General features: G+C 62.0%; 10 protein-coding genes and 1 pseudogene. 8 read left to right on the plus strand and 3 right to left on the minus strand.

From position 1 onward, the window contains the following. Position 1 precedes the first annotated feature (1 nt). A complete protein-coding gene (locus Q0974_RS03315) occupies positions 2–1,174 on the plus strand; it encodes an acyl-CoA dehydrogenase family protein (RefSeq protein ID WP_299322603.1) in 1,173 nt (390 codons plus the stop codon). Between the two features lie 680 nt (positions 1,175–1,854). On the opposite strand, the gene Q0974_RS03320 is transcribed toward Q0974_RS03315, so the two are convergent. After that, positions 1,855–3,639, minus strand: a complete 1,785-nt coding sequence (locus Q0974_RS03320) for an SLC13 family permease (RefSeq protein WP_299322604.1) — start codon at positions 3,637–3,639, stop codon at positions 1,855–1,857. 130 nt (positions 3,640–3,769) lie between these two features. Between Q0974_RS03320 and Q0974_RS03325 the strand changes: the two genes are divergently transcribed. The 6 genes from Q0974_RS03325 to Q0974_RS03350 all read left to right on the plus strand — a co-directional run bounded on the left by Q0974_RS03325 (position 3,770) and on the right by Q0974_RS03350 (position 7,973). Then, on the plus strand, positions 3,770–4,210 hold the full coding sequence (locus Q0974_RS03325; protein WP_299322607.1) for a thiol-disulfide oxidoreductase DCC family protein: 441 nt from the start codon (positions 3,770–3,772) through the stop codon (positions 4,208–4,210). Between the two features lie 124 nt (positions 4,211–4,334). After that, positions 4,335–4,838 (plus strand): helix-turn-helix transcriptional regulator, encoded by a 504-nt coding sequence (locus tag Q0974_RS03330; RefSeq protein WP_299322609.1) that lies wholly within the window; start codon positions 4,335–4,337, stop codon positions 4,836–4,838. 53 nt (positions 4,839–4,891) lie between these two features. Then, complete coding sequence (locus tag Q0974_RS03335) at positions 4,892–5,221, plus strand: hypothetical protein (RefSeq protein ID WP_299322611.1); 330 nt, start codon at positions 4,892–4,894, stop codon at positions 5,219–5,221. A 60-nt stretch (positions 5,222–5,281) separates the two neighbouring features. Further along, positions 5,282–5,719, plus strand: coding sequence for a hypothetical protein (locus tag Q0974_RS03340; protein ID WP_299322612.1), 438 nt, complete (start codon positions 5,282–5,284; stop codon positions 5,717–5,719). Then, positions 5,694–6,221: a hypothetical protein gene (locus Q0974_RS03345; RefSeq protein WP_299322613.1), complete on the plus strand. Its 528-nt coding sequence runs from the start codon at positions 5,694–5,696 to the stop codon at positions 6,219–6,221. The genes Q0974_RS03340 and Q0974_RS03345 overlap by 26 nt, the downstream gene beginning before the upstream one ends. Before the next feature lie 153 nt (positions 6,222–6,374). Continuing rightward, complete coding sequence (locus Q0974_RS03350) at positions 6,375–7,973, plus strand: leucyl aminopeptidase (protein ID WP_299322614.1); 1,599 nt, start codon at positions 6,375–6,377, stop codon at positions 7,971–7,973. Positions 7,974–8,013: 40 nt separating this feature from the next. Here the strand turns inward: Q0974_RS03350 and Q0974_RS03355 are convergent, their stop codons facing one another. Beyond that, complete coding sequence (locus Q0974_RS03355) at positions 8,014–8,256, minus strand: hypothetical protein (protein ID WP_299322616.1); 243 nt, start codon at positions 8,254–8,256, stop codon at positions 8,014–8,016. A gap of 73 nt (positions 8,257–8,329) precedes the next feature. After that, positions 8,330–9,877 (minus strand): winged helix-turn-helix domain-containing protein, encoded by a 1,548-nt coding sequence (locus Q0974_RS03360; RefSeq protein WP_299322618.1) that lies wholly within the window; start codon positions 9,875–9,877, stop codon positions 8,330–8,332. A gap of 183 nt (positions 9,878–10,060) precedes the next feature. On the opposite strand from Q0974_RS03360, the pseudogene Q0974_RS03365 reads away from it, so the two are divergent. Next, positions 10,061–11,757, plus strand: a pseudogene (locus tag Q0974_RS03365) (hypothetical protein); the annotation flags it as partial.

The raw sequence follows: 11,757 nt of genomic DNA on the forward strand, positions 1-11,757 counted from the left end.
CATGACCTATGACTTTGACGCCTGGCGCGCCCGTTCGCCCTATTATGACGAGACGCATGATGCGCTCGCGGACAGCGTACACGCCTTCGTTACGCGCGAGATAGAGCCGCATATCGATCGCTGGGAGGCCGATCGCGAGTTGCCGCGCGCGCTCCACAAAAAGGCGGCCGAAGCGGGCATTCTCGGCCTCAACTATCCCGAAGAATTTGGCGGACACTCGGAAGGCTTCGATATCTTTCACGGCATGGTCGTAACCGATGGGCTGGCGCAAGCGGGCGCCGGCGGACTCGGCGCGTCGTTGATGACGCATGGCATCGGCCTGCCGCCGATTCTCGCGATCGGATCGGACGAGTTGAAGCAGCGCATCGCGCCGCCCGTCCTCGCCGGGGACAAGATCATCGCGCTCGGCATCACCGAACCGTCAGGCGGGTCGGACGTTGCGAACCTGAAAACGCGCGCCGTCCGCGATGGCGGCGACTATATCGTCAGCGGCCAGAAGATGTTCATCACCTCGGGTATGCGCTGCGACTATATGACGACCGCCGTGCGCACCGGCGGCGAGGGTGCCGGCGGCATATCGCTGCTGCTGATCGAGATGGACAGAGAGGGCGTCAGCCGCACGCCGCTCGAAAAGATGGGCTGGCACTGTTCGGACACGGCGGCGATCTATCTCGAAGATGTCCGCGTGCCTGCCGCCAACCTGATCGGCGAGGAGAATGGCGGCTTTATCGGCATCATGCGCAACTTCAATCGCGAGCGGCTCGGCATGGCGATGAGCTGCTGCGCCTTTGCGCGGGTCTGCCTGAAAGAGGCCGCCGACTGGGCGCGCGAAAGGCAGACATTCGGCAAGCCGCTCGCCGGCCATCAGGTGATCCGCGTGAAGCTCGCCGATATGGCGCGGCGGATCGGCGCGACCCAGGCCTGGGTCGATCAATGCGCCTGGGCGGAGAGCCACGGCAAGGGCCAGCCCGCCGATTTCGCGATGCTCAAGGTGCAGGCGACCGAGATGCTGGAGCGCGTCGCGCGCGATGCCGCGCAGGTGCTGGGCGGCGCCTCCTATCTCACAGGCTCGAAGGTCGAGCGCATCTATCGCGAGGTGCGCGTCAATGCGATTGGCGGCGGATCGGAAGAGATTATGCTCGACCTTGCCGGGCGGCAGCTGTTCGGGCGCTAGCGCGGCGGTTGACACTGGTTGACACACGCCGGGGCTGCGCGGGCCAGTCGTTCATCCGAGACGCGCTTTCGCTGAACAACTTCACAGCGCTTCACGCGAAATCGCGTATGCGGAAAAAGTTCGATGCAAAGCTTGTCCTGAGCTTAGTCGAAGTATTGACGAAGTAGGCACACCAGCAGCCTTCTGGCGCGAGACCAAAAGTCACGAAAGTCACAGGGGCCAAAGCGGGAAAAGGCATTGGTTCGTGAAGGCCGAACTGTGCCTGGTAGGACGCAGCCGTTCAGGCAGAGATCGACGAGGTCAAAGAGCCTACGCTGAGCGCAGTCGAAAGGCGGATGTTGTACCCGACAAAGCACGCAGCGAATGAAGGCTGGCAAAGGTTTTCCTACATTGAAAGAGCTTTGGTTTCAGCCAAAGACACCTGTTCCCCTCCCCTTAATGGAGTGGTGGGTCGACCATGCCCCCGGCATGGTCTGGACAGCGCGGGGCGCTGTCCACCCGACACTGGGTTAGGGGCGGGGTGATCTCTCACTCAGCGTTATAGCCTGTGGATACATCACCCCCACCCAACCCTCCCCCATCTAGGGGGAGGGCTTAATGTCCATTCCTTGGCCGAACGGGATATATAATCATGCTCGATCGCGCCGACACGAAGCTGTTCAGGCACTAGCGCCCTCCCCTCACACCATCCGGTCGATAGCCCAGCAGGTCACAAGCCCGACGACCACATTCATCGGCAGGCCGATCTTCAGGAAGTCGGCGAAGCGATAGCCGCCGGCGGCGTAGACGATCGTGTTGGTTTGATAGCCAATGGGCGTCGCGAAGCTGGCCGAGGCGGCGAACATGACGGTGAAGAGCAGCGGCCGCGGATCGATGCCGAGCTGCTGCGCAAGCGTCAGCACGATCGGCGTCATGATCACGGCAACCGCGTTGTTGGTGACGAGCTCGGTCAGCACCGATGTCAGCGCGTAGATCAGGATCAGCAATAGCAGCGGCGATGCCGAGGTTAGAAATGGCAGCGCCGCCTCGACGATGAGATCGACCGTGCCCGCCTTTTGCAGCCCCACACCGACGCCGAGCATGCCGAAGATCAGCACGATGACATTGCCGTCTATCGCCTTCCACGCCTCCTCGGGATCGATGCAGCGCGTCGCCAGCACGACCGCAACGCCGACGATCGCCAGCAATTCGATGGTCCAGACGCCGAGCGCCGCCAGCGTGACGATGGAGAGCATCGTGCCGACGGCGATCGGCGCGCGCAGCCGGCGATAGGGGCGGACCTCGGCCTCCTCGATCGCGATCAGGTTCACATTGGCCTCGATGGCCGCGATGCAGGCCGGACTGCCCTTGATCAGCAGATTGTCGGCGGCGCGCAGTTTCGCCTCGCCGAGCGTGGGCCCGGGCATATGGCGCGAGCGCATGAGGCCCAGCACGCGCGCATTGGTACGCGTTAGAAACGGTATCTGCGAAAGGTTGCGGCCGATCGCAGGGTGCGTCGGCGCGATCGACGCGGTGACGACGCGGTCGGTTTCGGCCGGCGGCAGGGGCCGGTTGGTCACGCCGACGCCGAGACCGTACGTCTCTTCGAGCGATAGCAGCTCGGCCTCATCGGCAGCGAGAACCAGCCGGTCGCCAACCTCGACGAGCAGCCTATCGATGCCGTGCCGGATCAATTCGCCGCCGCGCTTCAACGCAATCGGCCGGATGCCCGACCGCGCAAACTCGCGGGTCTCGCCATAGAATTTGCCGAGATCGGGATGGTCTTCGTCGATTGCCAGTTCCGACAGGAAGCGTTCGTCGACCGGCCGCGGCTCCATGTCCTCCTTGCTGCGCTTGGGCAACAGGAACCAGCCGGTGAGCAGCATCAGCAACATACCCGCGCTCGCGGCGACGAGGCCGACGGCGGTCAGCTCGAAAATGCCAAAGGCGGGTTGGCCGGCGCGCTGCGCGACGCCATCGACGAGCAGATTGGTCGAGGTGCCGATCAGCGTCAGCGTGCCGCCCATTATCGAGAGATAGGAGAGCGGGATCAAGAGGCGCTGGGCCGTCGTCCCGGCGACCGCCGCGATCCGGCGCATGATCGGCACGAGGACGATGACGACCGGCGTATTGTTGACGATGGACGAGGAGAAAAAGGCGCCGCCGAGCATCTCGCCGATCGCGCGTGTCGGCTTGCCCTCGGCGCGCCGTTCGGCCGCGCTCGCCAAAGCCTCCACGACGCCCGTCCGTATGAGCGCGCCTGACAGCACGAACATCGCGGCAATGGTAATCGGCGCCGGATTGGCGAAGACCTGCTCCATGTCCTCGCGCGGCAGATAGCCGAGGATCAGCATCGCCGCCGCGCCGATCACCGCGATGATCACCGGAGGCAGTTTTTCCGATATGAACAGGACGAACAGGCCAATCAGCACCGCCAGGCCCACCCAGGCGGAATACGAATCAAGGGCTTGCTGGATCACTTCCATGCCAGCGGGTTAGCTGGGGCCGGGCGTCACGGCCATATGCTTGTGCGAATGCGGGCTGAGCGGGTACGAGCCGTCCGCCTGTCCCAAGGTCCGTCTCACCGACGGAACAAAGACACGCCATGTCCATTGTATGAGTAACAGCGCCGATCACGAGAGCCGGAAGACAGCAGAGGCACGCACAACCATATGGTTCGATGGCGCGTGCCCGATCTGCACGCGGGAAATCGCGATTATGCGGAAGCTCGACCGCAGGAATCGGGTACGCTTTGTCGACGTTGCGGAAGATGGCGCAGATTGCCCCATCGACCGCGCCGAATTGCTGGCGCGCTTTCATGCCGAGGAAGATGGCGAGCTGCTGTCCGGCGCGGCCGCCTTCGCGGCCATGTGGCGTGCGATACCCATATTGCGGCCGCTGGGTCTCGCCGCGCGCAATCGCGGGATGCTGGCGATACTGGAGCGGCTCTATAACCGGTTCCTGAAGATCCGGCCGCGGCTGCACGCCATGATCGGCGCTTTCAATAAGCGCAAATCTGGCGGGAGTGACCGGCCGCAGACGCGCCGAGAGACATAGAGCACCGAAACGCGAACTATAAACGCGCTGTAAACCAATAAAATGGGGGCAAAAATACCGATCGGTGCCGTTAATTCGGCGCCGGACTTGGTCAATCGCCGAAACTCCCCTATGATTCGCAATATTGGGGGATCGGCTCACCGAGCGGGAAAAGCGCATACGGAGGCACAAGATCGCACGTCAATTGTCCGAACTGTCCGAAGGACAAATATCCTGCCTGCGGCTCGTCGCGCAGGGCATGTCGTCCAAGGAAATTGCACGAGAGACCGGCCTCTCTCACAACACTGTCGACACCTATATCAAACGCGCGCTGCCGCTGGTCGGCGTGTCCAACCGGCGCGATGCGGCGCGCATCATTGTCGAGGCGGAACAGTCCCAAAAATTGGTATCCCCAACGGACGCGGTTGTTTTGCCGTTCAAATCCAGCACTCTAGGTCCCAACGCAATATCGGGACATCCAAGCAAGGCGGCGGGTCGTCTGTTTGATCTCCCGAAGATTGGGGGAGAGGCGAATGACCTAGCATGGATCGAAAGACATTACGCCATCATCAAAGTCGCAGCGTTCGGTTTCAGCATAATTTTGGCGATCACGCTCGTCACGGCCGGTATCCTCTGGGTCTTTGAATAAACCAACATTGCAGTGAAACTTTTGACGCGGGTCGATTCCGCGAAAGGACAGTCATGTATAAATTCGATGTAGCATCTATTCCGGTTCTTCAGGCCGATTCCAAGGCAGCTGTGGCAGCGGCCGATGACGCTTTGCTCACCAGTGCCGTGCTCCTTTCGTCGATCCTGCAAACGGCAAAGACCGCCGATCTGCCGATCAACGTCACGCAGGATCTGTATGGCAATATGGTCGAAGGATCGGTGAAACTGCTCGAGGGCCGCGAACAGCTCCGCAAATCGCTGCGCATGATGCAGGCGATCGCAAAGAACAATCCGGACGCGCCCGAAATGTATGGCTGCCCGGGCGGCCTGCACCTGAAGCACGAGACACGCGAAACGGCGTAGCGGAACATAGCCGGTCGGTCCCGCGTTGACTGACCGGCGGCCGCATGGTTCGTCACGGATATGGGAGTTGCGCTATTCTTCTGGGCACTGGTCATTATCTGCTGCACCTATGGCGCCTATTTCGGCGGGCGGACGGGCCGATGGCTAGCTCTGCTGCTGATCGGCGCGTCCCTGCTGACGCTCGGTGCCCAATCGATCCAGACATCGCTGGGCGGCGCGATCTGGCCGGTCATGCTCGTCGATCTGGCGTTGTTCGCAGGTCTCTACTGGCTCGCCATGCGTTCCGACCGGTTGTGGCCGCTATGGGTGGCGGGCTTTCATCTCATCACGCTGACGACGCATCTGGCGGTGCTTCTGGCGCCGAGTTTCGCGGCCCGGGTCTATATCGGGCTCGCCACATTCTGGTCCATCCCGGGCCTGATCATCATCCTGATCGGCGTGACGATGGACCGGCAAGCAGGGGTCCGGGATCGTGATCGAACATCCCCGCAAGCCTGACAGGCTCGGCCCCGGAACCGAACCGGAGCCGTCATCTTCGCACAGTCCCCCAGGGGAATTCGCCGATCCGGGTTCGCCCGCAAATGATAGCACAGGCAGCGATGAGCCGGGCGGCTCTCCCGAACCGGGTCGCATCCGCCCGCATGGCGCCCGCTTCCTGAAAACCTATCTGAAAGCGCGGCGCGAACGCGATTGGCAATTTCCCAAAGGCCTGTTTTCCGATCCCGCATGGGACATATTGCTCGAACTCTATGTCGCGGAGTCGGAAGACAGGCCGATTTTTGAATCCCTGATCGGCCCGGCGGTATCGCTACCGGAAAAGTCAGGGCTGCGCTGGCTCAGCATATTGGAGACGCGCCAGCTCGTTATGCGCGACATGGACACAGCGGACGGCCAGGATGCGCGCATCTCGCTAACCGCCAACGCTATCGCCGGCATGAACCAATGGCTCGATGGCATCGCACCGGAACCGGCGGGCGATCCGGATACCGGATCATGCTGATCTGACCGAAGGCCCTTTGCCGAGTTAGTGATGGCAATTGGCGTCAAATATCGGCGCCTGCGCTTTCCGTATCATCTTCGGCGCATCCACGGTTTGACACACCGAAAGCGCGGTCGCTATCGGCAATGGTACACCATCACATCTGAGGAAGTCATGCGTCTCTCCACTCTCTCCAAAACCGCCGCCTTCGCTATTGCCGCCGCCACTACAACCGCGCTCAGCGCGCCGGTGTCGGGTCAGTCGCTGCCGATGGCGCAGGCCGCGCCGCAAGAGCAACGCGCCGTGTCCTTCGCCGCGTCCGTTCCGGCGGATCGCGGCGTGCTGGTTCTGCCGCTGGCCCGCGCGGATGAACTCGCCACTCGCGCCCCGGCGCTTTCGGAAGCCGAGCGCGACGCCGTGACCCGTGCACTGGGGTCCGCGGCGTTCGAATATGGCGCGCGGGAAAGACTCTCGCTGCGCGGCATCGGCGATTGGGCGCACATACTCGTGATCGGCCTCGGCGAAGAAATGCGCGGTTCCAACTATGAAACGGTCGGCGCCGTGGTCGGCCGCGCCCTGCTTGAAGAGGCGAACGCCGTGACAATCATGACGAACGGCCTGTCCGGCGATGCGGTGGCATCGCTCGCAACTGGGTTCGGACTCGGCGAATATCGCTCGGACCTGTATCGCGCGCGCGAAAACGGCGCACAGCGCGGCGGCGTGACGTTCGTCACCGATGCGGAGGCGCGGGCACAGGCGCTCTACGACAATCGCGGCCGCGCCATGGTAGCGGCCATGGCCTGGACTCGCGATATCTCGAACGAACCGGGCAATGCCGTCTATCCGCAGGTCTTTGTCGATCGCGCCCGCGCGGCCTTTGCCGGAACGCCTGGCGTCACCATCGACGTGCTCGACGAAAACCGGATGCGCGAGCTCGGCATGGGCGCGATCCTCGGCGTGGGCCGGGGATCGGAGCGCCCGCCGCGCATGATGGTCGTGCGCTATCGCGGTTCCGGTGCGCCGGCCGGCGGCCCGATCGTGCTGGTCGGCAAGGGCGTGACTTTCGATACCGGCGGCATCTCGATCAAGCCTTCGACGAATATGGAAAATATGCGCATGGACATGTCCGGCGCGGCGAGCGTTACGGGCGCGGTGCTGGCGCTCGCGCGATCGCAGGCGCCGGTGAATGTGGTCGCCGTGGCGCCGCTCGCCGAGAATATGCCGGACGGCCGCGCCATTCGCCCCGGCGATGTGCTGACGGCGATGAACGGCAAGACGATCCAGGTTATCAACACCGATGCCGAAGGCCGGCTCCTGCTCGCTGACGCCTTTTCCTGGGTGGAGCGCAACCTGACACCCGCCGCCGTCGTCGATCTTGCGACGCTGACGGGCGCCGTGGGGCGCGCACTCTCAAACGATTATGCAGGCCTATTCTCGCGGCACGAACCACTCGCAGAGCAACTCCAGACCGCGGGCGAGACTGTCGGCGAACCGCTGTGGCGGCTCCCCATGCATGAGAGCTACGCTCAGGACATGAGCTCGACCGTCGCGGATATCCGCAACACGAGCACCGGCCGCGGCGCCGGCGCCGGCACCGCCGCGCATTTCCTCGGCGAGTTCATCAGCCGCGATATCCCCTGGGCGCATCTCGACATCGCCAACATGGCCTGGTCCGGCGCCAATGACTGGAAACCCGACGGCTCCGCCGGATTCGGCGTCCGCCTCCTCGACCATTTCGTCCGCAACTTCCAGCCGGTCGAGGGCGGCGAGTGACAGGGAGCCGGTGACAGCTTCGGTTCTCGATGAGCACCTATCATTTGGAGCGTCCGCACACCGGACCAAGAGACAGCCAATTGTTATCGGCACCGCTGGCCAAGGCCTTCTCACAGGCGCGGATCACATCGGGCAGGTTGGTTTTGAAATCGGCGCCCCAGCCTGCGAGCGATTCGCCCAACAGCGAGGCGGCAATCGTTGTCCATGCTTCGGAATAGCCGGGGTCGATGGCAACGGCCTGCCTGGAAAGCGCGCGGCCTTTGCGGATATTGTCCGGTGTCATTGTCCGGATCAGCGGAAGCGAACGGACCTGGTGGCGCCAAGCCTCAAAATTTTTTGTACCACCGGCCCAGTCGCTAGCCTGGCAGGCCGGCGGCGAGAAGGAGCGACCGGGAGTGCTGGCCGACCTCGTGATTCTGAAGGAACTTGCTCGCAAGATAGTGGTCGATGGAAAATTGCGGATCGATTGCCAAAAGGCGCTTGGCGAACCCGTCACGTTTCTCGATATCGCCCTCCACTTCATAACAGATGATCGCTGTTATCAGGCCATTGATATCGTTAGGATTATCGTTGAGCAGTTCATCTGCGTGGTGCAAGGCAGCTTCATAGTTTCCTGCCGAAGTCTGCACGAAGGCGGCAGTCGTCGAGATCGTCCTGCGCCCGATCGGGCTGAGCCGAAGGCACTGCGTAGTGAGCTGTGTAGCGCGATCCATCGCGCCCAAATGCACGCTGATCATCGCCACAAGGATGAGGCTCGCGATGATGTTTGGCCCCAGTTCAACGGCTCGCTGCGCCAACTGTTCTGCGCGCGCCAAATCGCCTTGGCATAGCGCGACAAAGCTTATCATCGCCGTTGCCAGTGGGTCGGATGGATTGATGGCCAGCGCTTGCTGAGCGTTTTCCGCGATGATGCCTAGCGATGCCATCGGATCATCCGTCCAGCCATTGATGAGCAATTGGAAATGTGCGTTTGCAAGAACAACATGCGCCGAGGCGTATTCGGGATCGATCGAAATCGCCCGTTCCAGCTGCACGACGGCCTCTGAAAGCTTCGCCCGTTCCATGCTGGCAACCAACATCGTTCCTCGGACGACCGCTTGCCAGGCGTCGAAATTGCCTGTGCCGCCGACCCAGATACGCGCCTGTTCGGTGGTGGTGATCAACTCGCCCAGCAGCTCCGAAACTATCTGCAGCGTGATTTCGTCCTGTAAGGCAAAAATCTCGTCCTGCTGCCGGTCGTAGCGTTCGGCCCAAACATGCTCTCCGCTGCGCGCATCGATCAGCTGTGCGGTGATCCGCAGCCGAGGCCCGCTGCTGCGCACGCTGCCCTCCAGAACATATGCCACCCCCAGTTCGCGGCCGACCTGACGCACATCCACCGATCGCCCCTTATAAACGAAGGTCGAATTTCGGGCGATCACGAAAAGTTCCGACACTTTCGACAGGGCAGTGAGAATATCCTCGCATATGCCGTCGGCCAGAAATTCATGGTCGGGATCACTCGACATATTGTCGAACGGTAGAACGGCTATGCTCGGCCGGTCAGGTAACGGCAGTATCGCAGAGGGATCGGATGCCATGTCGGGATCCGCTTCCGATGCTTCGACCGTGCCAACGAAGCGGAAGCCCTGGCCATGGACGGTTTTGATCAGTCGCTGCTGCTTGCCATCGTCATCGAGCGCCTGGCGCAGCAGCTTGACCCGGCTGTTGATCGAACCATCGGACACGATCCGGCCGTTCCAGACGGCTTCCACAATCTCGTCCTTCGAAACCATGCGCTCGTAATTGGCGATCAACAGTTCGAGCAGCGCCAGCACCTGCGGCGGCGCACTGCGGATCTCACCGGCCCGGGTGAGTTCGCGCAGGTCCGTGTTAAACACGAAATCCTCAAACCTATAGATCAAGCCAAGGCCCCGTCATAACACGCGCGTCCCCCTTGCTAGCGATAGCTGCCACGCGCGGAACGCAGCGATCCTGATGGTTTTCATAGCAGAAAGCATGAATTGTGCATAAAAAGTGCACGAAAGCGTCAAGCACCGCCGTCTCGGCTCGCGCAGAAACCTCCGCATCGACAACAGGAGGTTATTATGAACATGCGATCGAACGCTCTGACCACGTTTTTTCTCTGCAACACCGCGCTGACGACACTTTGTTTCGTCCCGCTTGCACCGGCGCAGGCGCAGGATGCCTGTCGCAGTCCGATACCCGCCGCGACGACGGATGGACTGGAATGCGGTGACAACGCCGATGCCGGCCCGGGTTCTGTCGCTTTGGGCGACAATGCAGATGCAACGGGTATCGACGCCGTCGCCGTCGGCCAGGATGCAGACGCCTCGGCCGACGAAAGTACTGCTGTGGGCACACGAGCAGAGGCCATCGGGTTTGAATCCGTCGCCTTCGGACATCAGGCTGAAGCAACAGCCTCGGGAAGCATGGCCATCGGCGCGAATGCGGATGCGACTGGAATCAGTTCTCTGGCAGTGGGTCGCAGCGCTGACGCATCAGGTGATGAGAGCACTGCTCTGGGCCTGGGTGCGAATGCATCGGGAGATGAAAGCGTTGCGCTGGGAAGCGGTACGGACGCGACAGCGGCCGGGACGATTGCCATCGGCGGCAACAGCGTCGACGCCAACGCGCTGGGCGCACAGGCGACTGCTATCAATGCCATCGCGATTGGATCGGATTCTGACGTCAGCGGTCGTGACAGTATCGGCCTCGGCACGGGAGTGATCGTTACGAACCCGAACAGCGTTGCGATTGGCGAGGCGGCCAGTGCCACCTCATCGAACTCCGTGGCCATCGGCCTCGAAAGTTCGGTGTCTGGTCTTAATTCAGTTGCTTTGGGCCGGAACGCACAGGCGACAGCGGTGAATGCGACTGCAATTGGTACCGACTCCGTTGCCGACATTTCCAACACGGTTTCTGTTGGTTCTTCAGGCAGCGAACGCCGCATTGTGAATGTGGCTGACGCGACCAACGACCATGATGCCGTGAACAAGGGCCAGATGGATGCTGCTATCGCCGGGGCGATCGGGCTTGATCTGAACGGTACCGGAACAAATTCCACAGTGGTTGGCGACAGCGCAATTGCTTCTGCTGATGAAACCACCGCGGTGGGTGATACTGCCGAAGCAACCGGAGAGGACAGCACCGCGGTTGGCGTGTCGACTCTGGCATCAGGGGATTTCAGCATTGCCGCCGGGCGTGGCGCTTCTTCCACCGCATCGGGGAGCATAGCAATTGGTGTTTCCGCTGGTGCCACGAATATCGGAAGCACCGCCATCGGCACCAGCGCGCTGGCAATTGGTAGAGACAGCCTGGCACTTGGCTCCTCTTCAGACGCTACGGCTGATGGCAGCATTGCGATTGGTGCCAGAGCGGAAGCCCTTGGAGAAAACAGCATTGCCCTTGGCATCGATTCTCTCGCCACCGAAGCGAATACCGTTTCGGTTGGCACGCAATTTGATATGCGACGGATCGTAAATGTCGCCGATGGCACAGATGCCAATGATGCAGTGAATAAGGGCCAGCTGGATGCTGCGATAGCCGGTGTTGGCAGCGGTGGATCGCCCTATGTGGCGATTAACTCCACCGGCTCGGTCGCCTCGGCGACGGGTCTCGATACGGTTGCGATCGGCGAAGAGGCCAATGCCTCGGCTGACGATGCCTTAGCGCTAGGCCCGGACGCGCAGGCGACGGAAGAGGGTGCTGTGGCCTTGGGTTCGGACACCGAAGCGAGCGGTGTCTTTACGACGGCCCTGGGCCGGGGTGCGGGTGCTTCCGG

The organism is Parasphingopyxis sp., from assembly GCF_028279465.1.
Classification (GTDB): Bacteria; Pseudomonadota; Alphaproteobacteria; order Sphingomonadales; family Sphingomonadaceae; genus Parasphingopyxis.